This window comes from Pedobacter sp. T50_32 (assembly GCF_057652195.1).
On the sequence record NZ_JBYFBY010000002.1, the window covers coordinates 1,054,814 to 1,074,327 of the forward strand.

Here is a 19,514-nt window from a genome sequence, read left to right on the forward strand (position 1 = left end):
AAAAACTAAATAGAAAAATGGCAAATTATTTTAACACATTACCACTTAGAGAAAGATTGAACCAATTAGGCGTATGCGATTTCATGGCTAACGATGAGTTTTTGGATGGCGTAAATGCTTTAAAAGGTAAAAAACTGGTAATTGTAGGTTGTGGTGCTCAGGGCTTAAACCAAGGTTTAAATTTGAGAGACAGCGGTTTGGACGTATCGTACGCATTGCGTAAAGAGGCTATCGAGCAAAAAAGAGATAGCTGGAAAAATGCTAGCGACAACAATTTTACGGTTGGTACTTACGAAGAGTTAATTCCAAGTGCTGACGTGGTAATTAACCTTACTCCAGACAAACAACATACTTCGGTGGTAAATGCGGTTATGCCGTTAATGAAACAAGGTTCTACCCTACTTTACTCTCACGGTTTCAACATTGTGGAAGAAGGTATGCAAATCCGTAAAGATATTACTGTAATTATGGTGGCACCTAAATGCCCAGGTTCTGAAGTTAGAGCTGAGTATTTAAGAGGTTTTGGAGTACCTACTTTAATTGCTGTTCACCCAGAAAATGATCCTGAAGGCAAAGGTTTGGCACAAGCTAAGGCTTACTGTGTGGGTACCGGTGGTCACAGAGCTGGTGTTTTAAAATCTTCTTTCGTGGCTGAGGTTAAATCTGATTTAATGGGTGAGCAAACTATCCTTTGCGGTTTGTTGCAAACTGGCTCTATCTTATCTTTCGATAAAATGGTTGAAAAAGGAATTGACGCAGGTTATGCTTCTAAATTGGTTCAATATGGCGTTGAGGTAATTACCGAGGCTTTGAAACATGGTGGTGTAAGCGGTATGATGGACCGTTTGAGCAATGTGGCTAAAGTTAAAGCTTTCCATATTTCTGAGGAATTGAAAAACATCATGCGTCCGTTGTTCCAAAAACACCAAGACGATATCATGAGTGGCGAGTTCTCTAGCACTATGATGGCTGACTGGGCTAACGGTGATGCTAACCTATTGAAATGGAGAGCTGAAACTGGTGAAACGGCTTTCGAAAAAACACCTGCTGGTGATGTTAAAATTGGCGAGCAAGAATACTTTGACAACTATACTTTAATGGTTGCTTTCGTTAGAGCTGGTGTTGAATTAGCTTTCGAAACCATGGTTGAAGCTGGTATTAAACCAGAAAGTGCTTACTACGAAAGCTTACACGAAACTCCGCTAATTGCCAACACTATTGCTCGTAAGAAATTGTTCGAAATGAACCGTGTAATTTCTGATACTGCTGAGTACGGCTGTTATTTATTTGACCAAGCTTGTAAGCCTTTACTAACTGATTTCATGAAAATGGTTGATACTGATTTAGTTGGTAAAAACTTTAACGAAGGCAAAGATGGTTCGGTTGATAATGCTGAATTAGTAGCTATCAATGAGATTTTACGTGACCACGAAGTTGAGGTTATCGGTAGAAAATTGCGTAAAGCAATGACTGCAATGAAGTCGATTAAGACAGCATAAAAATTAAAAAAGAATGTCATCCTGAGCTTGTCGAAGGAATTCTTTTCTAATTTTACAGAGAAGTCTTCGACAAGCTCAGACTGACAAACTAACTATAAATAACTTATAAAAAGATGGCGAAAACATTAGTAGAAAAAATATGGGATGCTCACGTAGTGAAACGTGAAGAAGGTTTTCCTGATATTTTATACATTGATACGCATTTAATTCACGAGGTTACTTCGCCTCAGGCTTTTGATGGTTTGAGAAAACGTGGCATCGGACTTTTCCGTCCGAAACAAACGGTAGCTACTGCCGACCATAACGTGCCTACTTTAGACCAACATTTACCAATCAAGGAAGAGCTTTCGAGATATCAGGTAGATATGTTGACCAAAAACTGTGCTGAATTTGGCGTAGAGCTTTACGGTTTAGGTCATCCTTTTCAAGGGATTGTACACGTAATTGGTCCAGAATTGGGAATTACCTTGCCAGGAAAAACAATGGTTTGTGGCGATAGCCATACTTCTACGCATGGTGCTTTTGGTGCTATTGCTTTTGGTATTGGCACCTCGCAAGTGGAGCAGGTTTTTGCGACGCAATGTTTGCAGCAATCTCAACCTAAAACCATGAAAATTGAGGTTAACGGCGAGTTGAGAAAAGGTGTTGGTGCAAAGGATATCATTCTTTACATCATCGCTAAAATTTCTGCTGCTGGTGGTACTGGTTATTTCGTCGAATTTGCTGGTTCGGCAATCCGTTCTTTAAGTATGGAAGCCCGTATGACGGTTTGCAACATGAGTATCGAAATGGGTGCTCGTGGTGGATTAATTGCGCCAGATGAAACTACTTTCGAATACGTAAAAGGTAGAAAATTTGCTCCACAAGGTGAAGAGTGGGATACTGCTTTAGCTTATTGGAAAACATTATATAGTGATCATGATGCGAAATTTGATGCAGTATTAACTTACGATGCAGCTGATATTGCACCAATGATTACTTATGGCACCAACCCTGGAATGGGTATCGGTATTGCCGACCATATTCCAGCGACTGCTGCGCAACCAGAAACCGAGCAAACATCTTACAAAAAAGCTTTGGATTACATGGGCTTTGCTGATGACGAAAGTTTATTGGGCAAACCTGTAGATTATGTTTTCATTGGCAGCTGTACCAACTCTCGTATCGAGGACTTACGTGCTGTTGCGGAGTTTGTAAAAGGCAAACAGAAAGCTGATAATGTAGAAGTTTGGATTGTTCCAGGGTCTAAACAAGTAGAAGCACAAGCTATCGCAGAAGGTTTGGACAAAGTATTTGAAGCTTCAGGTTTTCAATTACGTGAACCAGGTTGCTCGGCTTGTTTGGGAATGAACGAAGATAAAATTCCAGCAGGAAAATATTGCGTTTCAACCTCGAACAGAAACTTTGAAGGCCGCCAAGGACCAAATGCTAGAACAATGCTGGCAAGTCCGCTAACTGCTGCTGCTGCTGCTGTAACTGGTAAAATTACGGATGTGAGGGAGTTGTTGGAAGCTTAATTATACGCTGTCATGCTGACGAAGGATGCATCTGCAACCTATGAAACAGCTTCTTCGTTCCTCAGAATGACAAGCAAAACAAATATGATTTTAGAAGTTGCCATATTAAATGTAATCCCGAAACTAACTGCAGAGTTTGAAACTGCTTTTGCGAAAGCTGAAAAAATTATTGCAAGCATGGAAGGTAACATTTCGCATCAGCTTCAAAAATGTATTGAAGAACCTGCCAAGTACATCTTACTGGTGAATTGGACAGATTTAGAAGCACACACAGTAGGTTTCAGAGGTTCTGCGGAATATCAGGAATGGAAAGCATTATTGCATCATTTCTATGACCCATTTCCGATAGTAGAACAATTTGCTAAGGTAAAAAGATAAAGGAATAAGGAGCAAAGATTAAGGATTAGTTCCAAAAAACTAACCAACAAAACAACTAAAAAACTAGCATTATGCCAGAAATACAGTGGGACAGTAAGCTTTACAACGAACAACATCGTTTCGTATCTGATTACGGAGCTGATGTTTTGCAATGGCTTGATGCCAAAGCGGGCGAAAACATTTTAGATGTAGGTTGCGGAACCGGCGATTTAGCTGCTAAAATACAGGAAAGTGGTGCAACAGTTTCAGGTGTAGATGCTTCGGCTGATATGATTGAATTGGCGAAACAGACCTACCCTACTATCCAATTTGAACAAAAAGATGCAGCTGCCTTAGATTACAATCGTGAGTTTGATGCTGTATTTAGCAACGCTACTTTTCATTGGATTGAAAACCAAAGAGGATTGTTGCGTGGCATCTACAAAAGTTTGAAACATGGTGGTCGTCTGGTAGCTGAATTTGGTGGTAAGGGAGATGTAAAGTCGATTGTTGATGCGATTGACCAAGCTGCAAAAGAATTAGGATTTGAACACAGAGTGATTTCTAACTTTTGGTTCTTTCCTTCAATTGCACATTATTCGAACCTTTTAGAAGCAAGTGGTTTCGAAGCAGAGCAACTTTGGCTTTTCGACAGACCAACCAAGTTAATTGGTGACGATGGTATGTTGAACTGGATTAATCAATTTGCACAACATGCTTTCGTAAACTTAAACGAAAAAGAAGCTAAAGCAGTAACAGAACTAGCTGTAAGTATCCTAAAGCCAACTCATTATAAAAATGGCGAATGGACTGCAGATTACAGAAGATTGAGGATAAAAGCCTTAAAAAGGTAAAAGGTGGAACGCTGAAAGACTAAAGACAATAGAATAAGGACTTTCAACAAGTCTAAATACTAACTACTTAATACTAATTACTAGTAAGTAAATGAAAAAATTTGAAACATTAAGCTCATCGGTCGTGCCATTATCGATTGAGAATATAGATACTGACCAAATCATTCCAGCGAGGTTTTTAAAAGCCACTACCCGTGAAGGCTTTGGTGAAAACTTGTTCCGCGATTGGCGTTACAATGGTGATAATACGCCTAAAGCAGATTTCGTGCTGAACGACCCGACTTATAGCGGCAAGATATTGGTTGCAGGTAAAAATTTTGGTTGTGGCAGTAGCCGTGAACACGCTGCTTGGGCTATTCAAGATGCAGGTTTTGATGTGGTAATCAGCAGTTTCTTTGCAGATATCTTTAAAGGAAATGCTTTAAACAATGGTTTACTACCTATCCAAGCAAGTGAAGAGTTTTTAGCGGCAATTTTTGCGCAAGTTGCAAAAGATGCTAATTCTACACTGACGGTAGATTTAGAAGCACAAACAGTTACTATTGATGCGACTGGTGCTAAAGAGACATTTGAAATCAACCCTTACAAGAAGTCTTGTTTGATTAACGGTTTCGATGATATCGATTTCGTTCGCAGCCATACAGCCGAGATTGAAGAGTTTGAGAAAAATAAGGTCATTAAATTTTATTAATAGGCATTTCATCATTGCGATGAACACAAGAAAACAATGAACAACCCAATAGTCCAAATAACCAACTTCAATTTAAAATACGGCAATAAAACCGTGTTAACGGATTTGGAATGGACTATCCAAGACGGAGAAAATTGGCTTTTATCTGGCGCTAGTGGAAGTGGAAAAACTACTTTATTGAAAGCTATCGCTGGTATAGAAAAAAGTACGGATGAAATTGTCGTCAGCTTTAATAAGCAGAGCGATACCAAACCCGTCTGCCAATATATTGCTCAATGGTATCAATTTAAAAACAAAGAAGGCGTAGCAAATTTCTATTACCAACAGCGCTACAACGTACAACAAGTACAAGACACTTTAACTGTTAATGCCGAATTAGCGCATTACGCCAAAGAAAATAATCTAGATTTAGTCAAAGCAGAGCCGATTTTACAGGCATTAGGCTTTGCCTCTCTTAAAAATGCTCAATTGATAGAGCTATCAAGCGGCGAACATAAAAAGTTGCAATTGGTTAAGGCATTATGGTCGAAACCACAACTGTTATTGCTAGACCAACCTTATACTGGTTTAGATATTCAATCCCGTCAAAATCTTAATAACTTATTGGATGAAGTCACCAACGATGGTACACAAATCATCTTGGTTAGCAACGAAACTGAAATTCCGGCTTGTATCAACAGGTTTGGAGAAATCGTAGATGGACAGTTAGTAGAGCATTTTACTTTCTGCACTAGAAATGCAATCGTCATTGAAGAAAGAAGTATTCCTGAGTTTTTGCACGAAGCACCACCATCAAGTAGCGAAGTGCTGATTAAAATGGTTGATGTGAACATCAGTTATGGCGAAAAGCAAGTACTTAAGAACGTAAACTGGGAAATTAAGGCAGGCGAAAAATGGCTATTGCAAGGTCATAATGGTTCAGGAAAATCAACTTTGTTAAGTCTGGTTAACGGCGACCATCCACAGGCTTATGCAAATGAGATTTACCTTTTTGGCAACAAACGTGGTTCAGGCGAAAGCATTTGGGATATCAAACAACACATCGGTTTAATTTCACCTGAATTACATTGGTACTTCGATTTCAATGCTACAGTTTGGCAAAGTATCGCCTCTGGCTTTTTTGACAGCATTGGTTTGTACAAAGAAATTGGCTGGCACAAGCGTACGCAGGTTGACGAATTGATTGAGTACTTCGGCTTAACCGCCAATAAAAACGATTTGTTAGCGCACTTGCCATTAGGTAAACAACGTTTGGTTTTACTGGCAAGAACAGTGATTAAAAATCCAGAGTTGTTAGTGTTAGATGAACCTTGCCAAGGTCTAGATGCGCTCCAAACCCTTCAATTTAACACCTTAATTGATGGTTTATGTAGCACCAACAGAACTTTAATTTATGTATCGCACAGCGATGACCAATTACCAAAAAATTTAACGCATCAATTATTACTAAGCAAAGGCGAGGTAATATATAATGATATTTATAAACAGAGAACGTACAAAGAAGAATTAGAAAGCGTATAGCACAGTCCGTAAATAAACCGTCATTTCGAACGAGGAACGAGGAGAAATCTCACGGCTAATTTCTTGATGCTAGATTTCTCCCTAAGGTCGAAATGACGAAATAGTAATAACAATACGCTCAAAAACATACAAATAATGAAAAACGGCGCAGCCCTCTTGAATGCCGTTAAAAAAATATAAGAATAATGAAAAAACACATTTTAGTAATACCTGGCGATGGCATTGGACAAGAAGTTACCCAGTGGGGAAAAGCTGCTTTAGAACAAATCGCGAAAAACTTTGGTCACGAATTTACTTTTGATGAAGCTTTAATGGGCCACGCTGCCATTGAAGTTACTGGCAATCCACTACCCGATGAAACGCTAGAAAAAGCACGTCAAAGCGATGCGATTTTATTCGGCGCAATTGGTCATGCCATGTACGATAATGACCCTTCGTTAAAAGTTAGACCAGAGCAAGGTTTATTAAAAATTAGAAAGGAACTAGGTCTGTATGCTAACCTACGTCCTATTTTGTTATTCGATGAATTGTTAGAAGCTTCAAGTATCAAAGCGCACATCTTACAAGGGACTGATATTTTGTTCTTCAGAGAATTAACAGGCGATGTTTACTTCGGAGAAAAATCTCGTTCTGAGGACAGAAATACTGCTTCAGATTTGATGATTTACCACAGATACGAAGTAGAACGAATTGCACATAAAGCTTACCAAGCAGCACAACAACGTAGCAAAAGACTATGTTCAGTAGATAAAGCGAACGTATTGGAAAGCTCACGTTTATGGCGTGAAACCGTTCAAGAAATCGCTAAACAATATCCTGATGTAGAAACAGAACACATGTTTATCGACAATGCAGCAATGCAGTTGATTAAAAATCCGAAGAAATTTGATGTGGTATTAACCGCTAACCTTTTTGGAGATATCCTTACTGACGAAGCTTCGCAAATTGCAGGTTCTATGGGCATGTTAGCTTCGGCCTCTGTTGGTGATGGCGTAGGTTTCTACGAACCTATCCACGGTTCGGCACACGACATTGCTGGTAAGAACTTGGCAAATCCACTGGCTTCTATTCTATCGGCTGCGCTAATGTTAGAAATCAGTTTCGGACTTACAGAAGAAGCAAAAGTGTTAGTTAATGCAGTTGACAAAGCATTAAAAGACGGCTACAGAACTGGCGATATCGCCGACCAAAATACCGATACCGCTAAAGTATTGGGCACCCAAGAAATGGGACAATTAGTATTAACCTATTTAGCACAATAACCTAACCCAAACTTATGTTACACGACCCAAATAGAGTACACATTTTTGACACCACTTTGCGTGATGGCGAGCAGGTGCCAGGGTGCCAATTGAGCACACCTCAAAAAATTGAAATTGCAAAATCGTTGGAACTACTAGGTGTAGATGTTATTGAGGCAGGTTTCCCTGTTTCTAGCCCTGGCGATTTTAATAGCGTAATTGAGCTTTCTAAAGCAGTTAATGACCCAATTATTTGTGCACTAACCAGAGCAAATAAAAACGATATTGATGTAGCTGCTGATGCTTTGCGCTATGCGAAAAGACCTCGCATCCACACGGGTATCGGTGCTTCGGATATGCACATCAAAACTAAATTTAACAGTACGAGAGAAGAAATCTTAGAGCGTGCAGTTGAAGCGGTAAAATATGCTAAGAAATATGTAGAGGATGTTGAGTTTTACGCAGAAGATGCCGGCAGAGCTGATATCGAATATTTGGCAAAAATGATTGAGGCTGTAATTGCGGCTGGTGCTACCGTGGTAAACATTCCAGATACCAACGGTTACTGCCTACCAGACCAATACGGTTCGAAAATTCTTTACCTAAAAGAGAACGTAAAAAACATTGATAAAGCGATTATCTCTTGCCATTGCCATAACGATTTAGGCTTGGCTACGGCTAACTCTATCGCTGGCTTACAGAATGGTGCCCGTCAGGTAGAATGTACCATTAACGGTATTGGCGAACGCGCTGGTAATACTTCGATGGAAGAAGTAGTGATGATTTTGAAAACGCACAAAATATTGGGTCTCCACACCAACATCAACACGCAGGGTATTTACGAAATCAGTCACCAGGTGCGTAACCAAATGAACATGCCAGTGCAGCCAAACAAAGCGATTGTTGGCGCTAACGCATTTGCACACAGTTCGGGTATTCATCAAGATGGTTTCTTAAAAAACCGTGAGAATTATGAAATCATTAAACCTTCTGATGTTGGTTTCCCTGATGCAACGATTGTTTTAACTGCAAGAAGCGGAAGACATGCTTTGAAGCATCACTTAGATAGATTAGGGCACAATGTGGATAAGGAACAATTGGCTGTGGTTTACACTGCATTTTTAGATTTAGCAGATAAGAAACAAGGTATCAACGATGATGATTTGAATGAATTAGTAGTAGTTCATTTAGCACCGAAGTTAAGTTAGTTTTTTTTCTTCGTCATTCCCACTTAGGCGAGAAACTTAAATCGGCAAAAAGCAAAAACTGCAGAAAGGTAACGGAATTTATTCCTCCCCCTGCCCCCTCAAAGAGGGGGATATGCGAATTGCTTAAACGCCATGTGTCCCCCTTTGGAGGGGGAATTGAAGGGGGAGGATTTACTGCACTGCATTAAGTTAACTAAACCTGATAGCAGTGGAAAGTTTTTTGTGAGCAGAACCAACCGTTTAGTGTCATGCTGAGTTTATCGAAGCATCTGTAAGCTATAAAAATCCTTCGACAGGCTCAGGATGACAGAGTTGAAAAAAACTTGTAACGAATAGCAGGACTACCGCAACCAATGAAAAGCTGAAATTGCTTTTCAAAAAATAAATTATAAAAGATAAAAAAGTCCCAGTACGTATGGGATTAGGGGTATGGAAACAACAACAGATTACACATTTGATTTTGAACAGGCATTTGCGACCTTGCAAGGGGTGGTAAAAAGAACTCCACTGGAGTTTAATGCAGGACTTTCTTTGAAATACAATGCCAATATTTATTTGAAGAGAGAGGATTTACAAATTGTACGTTCTTATAAATTGCGTGGTGCTTATAACAAAATTAGCGGTTTAAGTGCTGACCAACTTAAAAATGGTGTGGTTTGCGCAAGTGCGGGAAACCATGCGCAAGGTGTTGCTTTTTCGTGTAAGAAATTAGACATTAAAGGTGTGATTTTCATGCCTGAAATTACACCTAAGCAAAAAATCAAACAGGTAAATATGTTTGGTGGCGATAACGTAGAGGTGATTTTAGTGGGCGATACTTTCGACGATTGTTTGAAAGAAGCATTGGCCTACAGCGAAGAGAAGTCGGCTACTTTCATCCCTCCTTTTGATGATGAAAAAGTAATTGAAGGCCAAGCTACGGTAATGATGGAGATTTATCAGGATTTACCTGATTTAGATGCCATTGTGGTGCCTATTGGCGGCGGTGGTTTGGCATCTGGTGTTACTGCTTACTTGCAAACGGTAAAACCTGATGTTAAAGTTTTTGGTGTTGAACCTATGGGAGCGCCATCTTTAACGGAGGCGTTAAAACATGGCAGTCCGGTAACGGTTGAAAATATTGAGCGTTTTGTAGATGGCGCAGCTGTGAAAAGAATGGGTTGGATTACCTACAAATATTGCAGCGATTTATTGAGTTCTACGTATTTAATTCCGGAGGGACAGATTTGTACAACTATCTTAAAATTGTACAACGAAGATGCTATTGTAGTAGAGCCTGCGGGCGCTTTATCGGTAGCGGCGCTGGAGCAAGTGAAAGACCAAATTGTGGGTAAAACCGTGGTTTGTGTGGTTAGCGGTGGCAACAACGACATCGAACGTATGCAGGAAATCAAAGAAAAGTCCCTGCTTTTCGAAGGATTGAAGCATTATTTTATTGTGCGTTTCCCGCAGCGACCAGGAGCTTTGAAACTTTTTGTGAACGAAGTTTTAGGTCCACATGATGATATTACCCGTTTTGAGTTTATCAAGAAAACCAATAAAGAAAACGGTCCTGCTTTGGTGGGTATTGAGTTGATGAAGAAAGAAGATTACGCTGGTATTTTACAGCGCATGAAAGATTTCAAGTTTGATGTGATTGAACTGAACCAAGACGCAACTTTGTTTGAGTATTTGGTTTAAAAATTAGCCACAGATGCACAGATTTAACTTTAGTCTGTCATGTTGAGCTTGTCGAAACATCTTTACAAATAGTCTTCGACAAGCTCAGACTAACAGAAGTTTAGATAGAAAAATATCTGTGCATCTGTGGCAGACAAAAGGAAACTTTTCCATAATTATATACTATGTAGATAGGAGGCAAGAAATTGTCTCCTATTTTATTTTGCAGCAAATGAGTTCTCCAAAAAACTATTCATTTTCAAACCTAAAAGTGCTAACATCAAAAAAAATATTGATGTATATTTTTGTTACAAACGGTTAAAAAACAGCCTTAAAAAGCTAACAACAAAGCATTTCAAATTTTGTTTAACATTTTTTCATTCATCGAATAACTTTTATGTGTTTTTGGCAACGGTTTTGATATATGCTTAACAACACACAAATGAAACCTGAATTTGAAATATCCTTAAGCACACAAAAGGAGTTTCGCAAACCATTTAACAAACACACAAGATGAAAAGACTAACCCTACTCCTACTTTGCATTACCACACTAGGTTTGGTATCATGCCAGAAAGACACTATTATTAATCAAACAACACCCAATAGAACAATCGTATTTGATATGGCGCCAAACCAATGGGTGTTAAGTAATGGTGAGTACTTCTTAGATTTAAATATTCCAGAACTTGACGATATCAATTTTTACGACGAAGGTGTGTTAGTATACACGGCTACTCCAAATTTCACAAGGTACTATCAATTGCCATACGGAGATTTTGATTACGAAGCTCACATTGGTGGAATTTCAATTAGTTGTCCTTACCGTCCGACTACGACAATTCGTGTTAAGGTCGTTTTGATAGCTGCAGAAAACGTAACGTAAAAAACCTCAAAACTCCAAAAAACGACTAATGTTTACATACACTTGGTCGTTTTTTTTGTGCTCTCCGCTGTTTAATTGCAAAGCCCTGATGTGTACACCATTTCTTTCTAACAGTAGTTCATCGTAAAAACCTTTGTAGTAAATATCACGTACGTTAAATTTCTTTGCCGACCAGCTTGCTTTCAATTCTACCCATTCTGGATAAAAACAAACTTGCTCTCCACTCACTTTTAGCTCTAATTGCTGTGCTTCTTTTTTAGAAAGCACCACGGCATTACCCAACATTTTAGCCGTGTAGGTACTACTTGGATAATTGTAAACTTCTCTAGGTTTACCTTCTTGCAGCAATTGACCTTCCTTCAAGATCACTAAACGATCTGCCATAAACAAACCATCTGTGGCATCGTGAGAAACCATGATGATGGTTAAGCCAGTTTCCTTTGCTAATCGTTTAATGTCTGCACGCAGTTGGTTTTTTAAAATGGCATCTACTTGAGAAAAAGGTTCATCTAACAACAACACTTTAGTATCACTGACCAAGGCTTTTGCAATAGCCACACGTTGTTGTTCACCACCACTCAAAGCAATGATTTTTTTATCTTTTAATGGCGTAATTCGCAGGTGTTCCATCACTTCCATGGTTTTCTGCTGTTTTAAAGCCACATTGGTATTAGAAAGCTGCGAAGCGATGTTATCGTAAACCTTTGCATAGATGTTCAGTGAAAAATCTTGCGTTACCATCTTCATCTCGGCATGACCAGGAATGAGTTGTTCATCCGGTCCTTTTACTCGCTTGCCGTTAAAAATGATTTCACCTTCATCAACCTTTAACAATCCGTAAATAGATTTTAACAGGGTTGATTTTCCGCTACCGCTTTCGCCAATAATGGCTACAATTTCACCTTTATTGATATTGAAATTAATATTAGAAATACCTGATAATTGCTCAGCTACGTGCTGCTTGGTTAAATTCTGGATACTTAAGATTTGTTCACTCACGGATGTAAAGATAGGGAAAAAGGCTTAGGGTGTGAAGGTGTAAGGTAAAAGGTTCTGTTGCAATTGCAAAAAAACAATACCTCAATCACAACACTTACAAATCGCTATTCTCTTCCTTTTGGGGAAAGATGCCGAAGGCAGAGAGGGGCAAAAAAAAATCCTGCCTCTTTTTACAGAAACAGGATTGGTTTTATTTGTGTGTGCAATATTTTACCATTAAGGAATTAAGAATAATTAAGTTCTTAAATAACTTAACTTCTTAATGTTTAATTAAGACCGAATGTTAATCCAAACGACATTGTTTTTAATCCTTTTTGAGCATCAGTGTCGAACAAATCGCTAGCACTGTACTTAGCGAATAAACCTAAACCTCCGTAGCCAATTCTAGCTGTAGCTCCGTAACGGAATGGAGTAAAGTGGTAATCATCGTTAACTTTAACTTTGCCCTTTTCTGGACTGATTTGTTTCACTTTTCCATCCAATAAGAAAGCTACTTCTGGACCAATGATAAATCTGAAACGTTTGCCTTTATCGTTCTCTTTAGTTCTAAACTCGAAGTTTAAAGGGAAGTGAACATAACTAGCCGAGAAACGGTTTTTACTGAAAGTAGCATCTGTAGTTACATCATAATCTAAAATTGGTGCATCTTTTTTAATAGTGATATTTCTATCTAAACGTATCAAAGTCCAATCGAAACCACCAGCTAAATAAACCTTAAAGTTGTTGTTAAATCTATAGCCAATTTGCAAAACATCAAAAGATACAGTACTAGTTTTCCAAGGTTTGTAGTCTAAGAAATCGTTAACTGGGGATAATGAAAAGCTACCGTTATCTACCAATTTGGTGAAACCAATATCTAAACGGGTAAAAGTAACGCCTCCTATAAAACGACCTTTCTTATTAGCACTGCTGTCTCCATTTATTTGTACTAAATTTCCTCCACCAATAGAAATAGTAACCTTTCTTGCTTTCTTATTGCTATCAATGCTAATACCTTTTCCATAATCAATTTTCACTTTAACGCTATCACTTTGCGCTTTTAAGCTTCCTGCTGCCAGAAAAGTAAGTCCACTTACCAATACTGCTTTTAAAATTAGATGTTTCATTTGTGTGTGTGTTTAATATTGTTGTAAAGCTGGAAGGTTGAAATGTTGGAAAGTTATCCCACCTATCCTAAAATTCTGTTCTATTGTCGCAAGGCTAGAAAGTTGGAATGTTATCTCGTCAATCCTGCAAATCCTAAAATCCTGCTCCTATTTATTTTTCTTATTCAATTTCAAGAACCCAATGTTCAATCCTATTATCGATGAATTATCGTCATCATCTGTATTGAACTTAATTAACTTTTTATCTCTTTTATCCACTTTATCAACCACGTAGTTAACCAAATCTCCTACATTACGTATGCCTTTTTTGTTGGTGTTCTCGTCGTCATCGTCACCGTAATCAAAAGCTTGTTTAGTACCATTGTTGGCATAAACCGTTTCTGTATTGTTGTTATCAGCAAATATTTCTTCAACTGGGGTCACATCCAAAGGCTTCGCTGCTGCTCTCTTAACATCTAGACGCTCATTGTTTTCAGTCGGTTGCATCGCTACGAAATTATTTTTTTGCGCCTCCTCAATTGGCGCTATAGCCGACTTAACCACCTCTTTCTTCAAGAAGCTACGAGTAGACATAGGAACCTCACGCTCTGGCAAAACACCAGCGGTGACTTCTTCTGTTGCCGCAGCAGGTACAACTTGCATTTCTTCCACAGGTTTAACCGCAGCAGTTTCTACCGCAGTACCTTGCAAGTAAACCTTATCTCCACCCTGCGTAAAAAGTAATACCGATGCCACCACCGCTACACTAGCAGCCGCCACCCATAAAATAGGGAACGAACGTTTTTTCTTCGGTTCCAATTGCTCGGCAATGTTTCCCCATAAATTTGCAGACGGTTCAATTTCTGCATCCATAAAACTGTCTTTAAACAGCTTATCAAAATCTTTATCCGGCATGTGTTGCATAACCAAAGCCCTCCAATTTTAAAATTTCTTGTTGTAAAATAGCTCTCGCTCTAGAAAGTTGCGATTTGCTCGCCCCTTCCGAAATACCCAATGTCTCCGCAATTTCCTTGTGCGAATATCCCTCAATGGCGTACATATTGAACACCATTCTATAGCCGTCGGCCAATTTCTGTATCACCCTCATCAAATCCTGCATACCCAAACTGCTAAAATCAAAACCTGTCGATGGTTGCTCGTAAGCATCCTCAATTGGCACCACATTTAAAGTACGCAGATTTTTCCTATAGCTTTCAATAGCAGTATTTACCATAATGCGTCTCATCCAACCTTCAAAAGAACCCTCGCCCTTAAACTCCTTCACCTTCTGAAAAATCTTCACATAACCCATCTGCAATACATCTTCGGCCTCCATCCTATCTTTGGCATATCGCATACAAACCGCCAACATTTTCGATGCCGTTTGCCTATACAGCAATTCTTGCATCTGCCTGTTGCCGGCCTTACAGCCATCCATCAGCTCATCTAACGTATATGTTTTTGCCACCTTCATTTGTTTGCTTGTATTAGGGTAGATGCGCAATCGTACCCAAAGGTTGCAAGCCTTTTAAAATATTTTTTCAAATGCCTTAAATCGGTAGATTTTCAGAGATTTAGTATCATATTTTCGAAAAGCAAAAATAGCAGTTCTTCGGATATTTCAGTCCTGCTATTCGTTGCTCCCGATAAAAAATCGGGATCCACTCCTATCAGGTTTAGTTAACCCAAACCTATTTTCTATATCAAAGTTTTCTTCCTAGCAAGTGTAAGTATTTATGCAAACTCGCTACTTATATAAAAAAGAACATTAAATATGAAAAGAACAGCACTATTATTAATCGCTATCATTGCCCTAGCAGGTTGCAGAAAAAACTCATCGCCCGATGGCAGAGCACAATTAAGAGACAAAGAACTTTCTCAAAGAATAGATGCACTAGAGCAAAAGCAAATAGTTATTTTAGATAGCTTACAATTGTTGAACGAAAAAGTGAAAGCGATAAACTCGGGCCAATCTAAATAATGAGCGAAATAGAATTCCTTCAACTTCTTTCCCAAAATCAGGGCATTATTGGCAAGGTTTGCAGCATCTATTGCAACCAACGGGAAGACTATGAAGATTTGTTTCAAGAAATCACTTATCATGCCTGGAAAGGTTATCAGTCTTTTAGAGGCGACGCAAAATTTAGTACTTGGCTGTATCGCATTGCTTTAAACACAGCCATCAGTTCCTTTAGGAAAAAACGCCCACAAATTGATTTAGTACCCATACTACCAGATAACAACACCCATCAACCTGCGGAACAAAATGAGCAACAGCAGCAATTGCTTTGGGCTATTAAACAACTAAACGAAGGCGAACGAGCAATTATCGCTCTGTATTTAGAAGAATTAAGCTATCAAGAAATTGCAGACATTATTGGTATCAGCGAAAACAACGTGGGCGTAAAAATTAACCGTATTAAAACTAAACTCCATAAAATTTTAAGCCATGGAAATAGATAATTTTAAATCAGTTTGGCAGGAAATATCAACTCCTCAAAAAAACGAAGAAGAATTAAACTTGATGTTGAAGAAAAATAGCCATCCTATTTTAGTAGCAATTAAAAAACAGATTATTATCGAAGCAATAGGTTTTACAGCGTTCCTATTTTGCTATTTCACCATGTTCGATGGTTCAGACAAACCTTTGGCAGCTAATTTAATTATTGTTACCGCAATCCTACTTCAACTGTTTTACGGTTATAAAGGTTATTTAATGCAAAGCAGTTTTAGAAGCAGCACAAACCTTAACAACGATTTAGAAAGTTTCGCCATCAAGTTAAAATCTTACAGAATGGAAGTGATGTTGGCAAGAACGCTTTTTGCTATTGGACTTGTAGCTTTCTTTACCTACGACATTAATTTTTCGATAAGCAAATTTTGGGCTTTAGCCGCTATTTTGATGATTTTTAGTGTACAACTAGGGTTTCTTTATCGCATTTGGACTAAAAGGATAAACAGGTTGGAATTGGTATTAACAGAGTTTAAGAGTGCTTTTCATTAAGTCTTGCTTAATAAGCGAAAATAATTGTTGCCGAGGACGCCAACAAAAGAACTCATAGGTTGGCGTCCCCGCCAACGTGTTATAACATAGCTTAGAAATTTAATCGCAATGGTTACACTTCGTCATCCCCGTGAAGGCGGGAAACTTAAAGCGATAGATATATACTTTAACCTTTTATCGCATTACGATTGCCAGTCGAGCTGGCAATGACGTGGAGCATAGAAAGCTAAGCATCCAAACTAATTCTTAAAACCTAATCCCTGATACCTATCCCTCATTTAATCACACTAATCTTCCGCACCAACAAGCTAATCAAAATACCAAAGCAACCTACTACCGCAAAAGAATAACGCAGATTAAACAATTCAGAAATGTAACCAATTAACGGTGGCCCCATCAAGAAACCAAAATAACCGATACTAGAAACCATCGCGATAGCCAGACTAGAAGGCATTTTATCGTTATTACCAGCAATGGTGTAAATCATCGGGATAATTACAGAAACGCCAATACCCACCATCATAAAGCCAATAGTAGCAACGGCCAAATGTGGAAATGCAACGGAAAGGAACATCCCTACGGAAACCAACACACCGCAAAATTGCAGCATTGTTTTTCTTCCATAAGTAGCAATAAATTTATCACCAATAAAACGACCAATGGTCATCATTGCCGAATAGGAAGCATAACCTAAAATCACCCATTTAGCTGGAGCATGCACAATTTCTTTAAAGTAAACTCCACTCCAATCCATCATTGCACCTTCGGCAGCCATACTACAAAAAGCGATGATGCCCAATTGTACCAAAACACCTTGTGGCTTTTGTAAAAACTTAGGTTTCGCTTTTTGTGCAGCTTTGCCAATCAACAAGAAACGGTGGTTAATAAAAATATGAACCCAAGCTATAGGAGCGATAATCCAAAAGTGAGTGCTGGTAGTCAAATGTAAATTCATCATCAACAAACCAACTAAAGCACCCGTAAAAAGTCCTAAACTCCACGAGCCGTGAAACGAAGACATGATTGGTTTCCCGTAATGACCTTCGGCAGTAACAGCCTGCGTATTTAAAGCGATGTTACAAAGGTTTCCCGAAATACCAAACAACAATAAAAAGAATGCTAAATGCCAACCATGTGTGGCTAAAGCTAAGTTAGTTAAGCAAAGTGCATATAGTGGCGTTGCCAAAGTAAGAATTCTCTTGCTGCCATAAATAGCTACCAAACGCCCAGAAAGAGGCATGGTAATTAGCTGACCAATTGGCAAGGCTAATAAAATACTACCTAAAGCAGCATCCGAAAGACTTAAAGCAGCCTTTAAATCTGGAATACGGCTTGCCCAACTGGCAAACACCAACCCTTGACCAAAGTAAAAAAGCGATACCGCTAAACGGATGGTTTTTCTACTATATTTAGAAGTTTCTTTAACGGATAAATCGGTACTATCTGCAATTGTTGACATGAAAGAACGGCGGGGATTAAAATTTCTGCAAAGGTCTGCAAAAGCCTAGACAATGTAGTTATACCACTCCTACTCTTTCTATTTTTAACATTGAGATTACTTTGTATAAAGCTCAAAGCGAAAAGCATAAAGCTGAAAGTAGGAATTACCTAACACTACGTCCAACTTCTTGCACAAACCTATGAAAGTTCAATTTCTTCTGCCTATCTCCTAAACGCACAACAATTACATTATTTCTCGGATTAGCATAAACCGATTGTCCGAACATACCCTGTGCTTTATAATCGTAAACTTTCTTTGCATAAAAATATCTACCATCGGGATTTCTCTCTACTGGATAATCTAACCCTTCTTTTCCAAGAGAACTCACAGCAGTTACAGAGTCCTTAAAGAATGAGAAATCTCTAGTGGCCCAAAACTGGTTTTTATATCTCAATTTGGTTAAAGTATCAGGATTTGTTGTGATGTCTACCCACTTTTTAGAAATCAATTGTTTGCCTTCCCAATTACCACCATTTAAGTACAGTCGGCCAATTTTAGCAAAATCTAAAGCCGTAGCGCTGATACAACAAAAAGCCTTGATGTTTTCAGCATTGTCGGTACTCCACAAGGCATCACTCTCAGCACCTAATGGTTTCCACAAACGCTCTTGCATTAGTTCTTGCAAACCTTTTCCTGTTGCTTTCTCCAAAATAAAAGCTAGCACCTGGGTATTGATACTCTGATATTCGAACACTTTTCCAGGTTCGTTCTTCATCTTCAGTTTGCCAACTATCCTTTTCAAATTAGCACCGTAATAACTTCTGGTTATCTGCGAAAATGGGCTAAAAGATCTTTCCTTAAAATCAAATCCACTTCGCATATCCAACACTTGTTGAATGGTCAGTCGCTTAAACCTTTCATCGTTTTTGGTTAATTCTGGTAAATAGCTAATCACCAATTCATTTGTCGATTTAATTTCACCTCTATCTACAGACATTCCAATCAAAGTACCTACAAAAGATTTAGCCATCGAAAAACTTGGCTGCCTTGCCGCTAAACTATTTCCTTCAGATAAATACTGATAAATGATACTATCGTTCTTAATCACTAAAAAGACATTAGTTTTCGAGCCTACTAACGAAGTATCCAAACGTACTTTCAGAGAATCGTATGCTTTATTCGCCAAGTTGTTTTTGAAATGAAATGGCGTTGCAGATTTCTGGATAGTTACGTTTTCAAACTTAGCACTATCACCCAAATCAGGAATTAAATACCTAACTGCTCTAAATGGCGCACAAGCAGCAAGGAAAAGTAAAATAGCAATTAATAAAAAGGTGTTTTTCATCATTGCTAAAATACAAAAGTGATGTTAAGGATGTGTTTTGTGGTAAAATATTTACGTTAAAAAGATGTCCCACTGATATTCACAGATTAAACCGCAGATTTAAGAAGAAATTAAATCACAGCGCAAATACTAAATCTCCAAAATCTGCGTAACAAATCAGCGTATATCTGCGGTATAGTCAGAAAGATATTTGTCGCCTTTAAAAAAT

Annotated in this window: 19 protein-coding genes; 13 read left to right on the forward strand and 6 right to left on the reverse strand. The window is 38.5% G+C overall.

The features are described from left to right. Positions 1-17 precede the first annotated feature (17 nt). The 10 genes from ilvC (at position 18) to AC23ME_RS09940 (ending at position 11,432) form a co-directional block, all read left to right on the forward strand. Positions 18-1,499 (forward strand): ketol-acid reductoisomerase, encoded by a 1,482-nt coding sequence (gene ilvC, locus AC23ME_RS09895; RefSeq protein ID WP_487727590.1) that lies wholly within the window; start codon positions 18-20, stop codon positions 1,497-1,499. 113 nt (positions 1,500-1,612) lie between these two features. Continuing rightward, positions 1,613-3,016: a 3-isopropylmalate dehydratase large subunit gene (leuC, locus tag AC23ME_RS09900; protein ID WP_487727591.1), complete on the forward strand. Its 1,404-nt coding sequence runs from the start codon at positions 1,613-1,615 to the stop codon at positions 3,014-3,016. 12 nt (positions 3,017-3,028) lie between these two features. After that, positions 3,029-3,394: an antibiotic biosynthesis monooxygenase family protein gene (locus AC23ME_RS09905; RefSeq protein ID WP_487727592.1), complete on the forward strand. Its 366-nt coding sequence runs from the start codon at positions 3,029-3,031 to the stop codon at positions 3,392-3,394. Positions 3,395-3,465: 71 nt separating this feature from the next. Continuing rightward, positions 3,466-4,227 (forward strand): class I SAM-dependent methyltransferase, encoded by a 762-nt coding sequence (locus AC23ME_RS09910; protein ID WP_487727593.1) that lies wholly within the window; start codon positions 3,466-3,468, stop codon positions 4,225-4,227. A gap of 91 nt (positions 4,228-4,318) precedes the next feature. Beyond that, positions 4,319-4,918: a 3-isopropylmalate dehydratase small subunit gene (gene leuD, locus AC23ME_RS09915; RefSeq protein WP_487727594.1), complete on the forward strand. Its 600-nt coding sequence runs from the start codon at positions 4,319-4,321 to the stop codon at positions 4,916-4,918. Between the two features lie 36 nt (positions 4,919-4,954). After that, the gene (locus AC23ME_RS09920; RefSeq protein ID WP_487727595.1) at positions 4,955-6,439 is read left to right on the forward strand and encodes an ATP-binding cassette domain-containing protein; all 1,485 of its coding nucleotides are present in this window, start codon (positions 4,955-4,957) and stop codon (positions 6,437-6,439) included. Positions 6,440-6,624: 185 nt separating this feature from the next. After that, positions 6,625-7,701 carry a 3-isopropylmalate dehydrogenase gene (gene leuB / locus AC23ME_RS09925; protein WP_487727596.1) on the forward strand — a complete coding sequence of 359 codons (1,077 nt, stop codon included), beginning with the start codon at positions 6,625-6,627 and terminating at the stop codon, positions 7,699-7,701. A 14-nt stretch (positions 7,702-7,715) separates the two neighbouring features. Then, a complete protein-coding gene (locus tag AC23ME_RS09930) occupies positions 7,716-8,888 on the forward strand; it encodes a 2-isopropylmalate synthase (protein WP_487727597.1) in 1,173 nt (390 codons plus the stop codon). A 429-nt stretch (positions 8,889-9,317) separates the two neighbouring features. Next, the gene (gene ilvA, locus AC23ME_RS09935) at positions 9,318-10,568 is read left to right on the forward strand and encodes a threonine ammonia-lyase IlvA (protein ID WP_487727598.1); all 1,251 of its coding nucleotides are present in this window, start codon (positions 9,318-9,320) and stop codon (positions 10,566-10,568) included. A gap of 492 nt (positions 10,569-11,060) precedes the next feature. After that, the gene (locus AC23ME_RS09940) at positions 11,061-11,432 is read left to right on the forward strand and encodes a hypothetical protein (RefSeq protein WP_487727599.1); all 372 of its coding nucleotides are present in this window, start codon (positions 11,061-11,063) and stop codon (positions 11,430-11,432) included. Between the two features lie 6 nt (positions 11,433-11,438). On the opposite strand, the gene AC23ME_RS09945 is transcribed toward AC23ME_RS09940, so the two are convergent. From AC23ME_RS09945 to AC23ME_RS09960, 4 genes are all read right to left on the reverse strand, one after another. Further along, positions 11,439-12,431, reverse strand: coding sequence for an ABC transporter ATP-binding protein (locus tag AC23ME_RS09945; RefSeq protein WP_487727600.1), 993 nt, complete (start codon positions 12,429-12,431; stop codon positions 11,439-11,441). Between the two features lie 266 nt (positions 12,432-12,697). Continuing rightward, the gene (locus AC23ME_RS09950; RefSeq protein WP_487727601.1) at positions 12,698-13,537 is read right to left on the reverse strand and encodes an outer membrane beta-barrel protein; all 840 of its coding nucleotides are present in this window, start codon (positions 13,535-13,537) and stop codon (positions 12,698-12,700) included. 147 nt (positions 13,538-13,684) lie between these two features. Further along, the gene (locus tag AC23ME_RS09955; RefSeq protein ID WP_487727602.1) at positions 13,685-14,431 is read right to left on the reverse strand and encodes a hypothetical protein; all 747 of its coding nucleotides are present in this window, start codon (positions 14,429-14,431) and stop codon (positions 13,685-13,687) included. After that, the gene (locus AC23ME_RS09960) at positions 14,421-14,990 is read right to left on the reverse strand and encodes an RNA polymerase sigma factor (RefSeq protein WP_487727603.1); all 570 of its coding nucleotides are present in this window, start codon (positions 14,988-14,990) and stop codon (positions 14,421-14,423) included. Before AC23ME_RS09960 ends, AC23ME_RS09955 begins: the two co-directional genes overlap by 11 nt. A 300-nt stretch (positions 14,991-15,290) precedes the next feature. Between AC23ME_RS09960 and AC23ME_RS09965 the strand changes: the two genes are divergently transcribed. Genes AC23ME_RS09965 through AC23ME_RS09975 form a run of 3 tightly spaced genes read left to right on the forward strand, consistent with a single transcriptional unit; the run spans position 15,291 to position 16,520 of the window. After that, positions 15,291-15,497 (forward strand): hypothetical protein, encoded by a 207-nt coding sequence (locus AC23ME_RS09965; protein ID WP_487727604.1) that lies wholly within the window; start codon positions 15,291-15,293, stop codon positions 15,495-15,497. Further along, on the forward strand, positions 15,497-15,979 hold the full coding sequence (locus AC23ME_RS09970) for an RNA polymerase sigma factor (RefSeq protein ID WP_487727605.1): 483 nt from the start codon (positions 15,497-15,499) through the stop codon (positions 15,977-15,979). Before AC23ME_RS09965 ends, AC23ME_RS09970 begins: the two co-directional genes overlap by 1 nt. Beyond that, positions 15,966-16,520, forward strand: coding sequence for a hypothetical protein (locus tag AC23ME_RS09975; RefSeq protein WP_487727606.1), 555 nt, complete (start codon positions 15,966-15,968; stop codon positions 16,518-16,520). The genes AC23ME_RS09970 and AC23ME_RS09975 overlap by 14 nt, the downstream gene beginning before the upstream one ends. 274 nt (positions 16,521-16,794) lie before the next feature. Here the strand turns inward: AC23ME_RS09975 and AC23ME_RS09980 are convergent, their stop codons facing one another. Together AC23ME_RS09980 and AC23ME_RS09985 are read right to left on the reverse strand one after the other, a co-directional pair. Continuing rightward, positions 16,795-17,979: an MFS transporter gene (locus AC23ME_RS09980; RefSeq protein WP_487727607.1), complete on the reverse strand. Its 1,185-nt coding sequence runs from the start codon at positions 17,977-17,979 to the stop codon at positions 16,795-16,797. 145 nt (positions 17,980-18,124) lie between these two features. Then, positions 18,125-19,309 (reverse strand): serine hydrolase domain-containing protein, encoded by a 1,185-nt coding sequence (locus AC23ME_RS09985; RefSeq protein ID WP_487727608.1) that lies wholly within the window; start codon positions 19,307-19,309, stop codon positions 18,125-18,127. Between the last annotated feature and the right edge of the window lie 205 nt (positions 19,310-19,514).

Coding starts and splice junctions, on each gene's coding strand:
- leuD (WP_487727594.1), top strand. CDS start 4,319: ATGAAAAAATTTGAAACATTAAGCTCATCGGTCGTGCCATTATCGATT.
- AC23ME_RS09940 (WP_487727599.1), top strand. CDS start 11,061: ATGAAAAGACTAACCCTACTCCTACTTTGCATTACCACACTAGGTTTG.
- leuC (WP_487727591.1), top strand. CDS start 1,613: ATGGCGAAAACATTAGTAGAAAAAATATGGGATGCTCACGTAGTGAAA.
- AC23ME_RS09985 (WP_487727608.1), bottom strand. CDS start 19,309: ATGATGAAAAACACCTTTTTATTAATTGCTATTTTACTTTTCCTTGCT.
- AC23ME_RS09950 (WP_487727601.1), bottom strand. CDS start 13,537: ATGAAACATCTAATTTTAAAAGCAGTATTGGTAAGTGGACTTACTTTT.
- AC23ME_RS09960 (WP_487727603.1), bottom strand. CDS start 14,990: ATGAAGGTGGCAAAAACATATACGTTAGATGAGCTGATGGATGGCTGT.
- AC23ME_RS09930 (WP_487727597.1), top strand. CDS start 7,716: ATGTTACACGACCCAAATAGAGTACACATTTTTGACACCACTTTGCGT.
- AC23ME_RS09905 (WP_487727592.1), top strand. CDS start 3,029: ATGCTGACGAAGGATGCATCTGCAACCTATGAAACAGCTTCTTCGTTC.
- AC23ME_RS09910 (WP_487727593.1), top strand. CDS start 3,466: ATGCCAGAAATACAGTGGGACAGTAAGCTTTACAACGAACAACATCGT.
- AC23ME_RS09980 (WP_487727607.1), bottom strand. CDS start 17,979: ATGTCAACAATTGCAGATAGTACCGATTTATCCGTTAAAGAAACTTCT.
- ilvC (WP_487727590.1), top strand. CDS start 18: ATGGCAAATTATTTTAACACATTACCACTTAGAGAAAGATTGAACCAA.
- AC23ME_RS09955 (WP_487727602.1), bottom strand. CDS start 14,431: ATGCCGGATAAAGATTTTGATAAGCTGTTTAAAGACAGTTTTATGGAT.
- AC23ME_RS09965 (WP_487727604.1), top strand. CDS start 15,291: ATGAAAAGAACAGCACTATTATTAATCGCTATCATTGCCCTAGCAGGT.
- AC23ME_RS09920 (WP_487727595.1), top strand. CDS start 4,955: ATGAACAACCCAATAGTCCAAATAACCAACTTCAATTTAAAATACGGC.
- leuB (WP_487727596.1), top strand. CDS start 6,625: ATGAAAAAACACATTTTAGTAATACCTGGCGATGGCATTGGACAAGAA.
- ilvA (WP_487727598.1), top strand. CDS start 9,318: ATGGAAACAACAACAGATTACACATTTGATTTTGAACAGGCATTTGCG.
- AC23ME_RS09970 (WP_487727605.1), top strand. CDS start 15,497: ATGAGCGAAATAGAATTCCTTCAACTTCTTTCCCAAAATCAGGGCATT.
- AC23ME_RS09975 (WP_487727606.1), top strand. CDS start 15,966: ATGGAAATAGATAATTTTAAATCAGTTTGGCAGGAAATATCAACTCCT.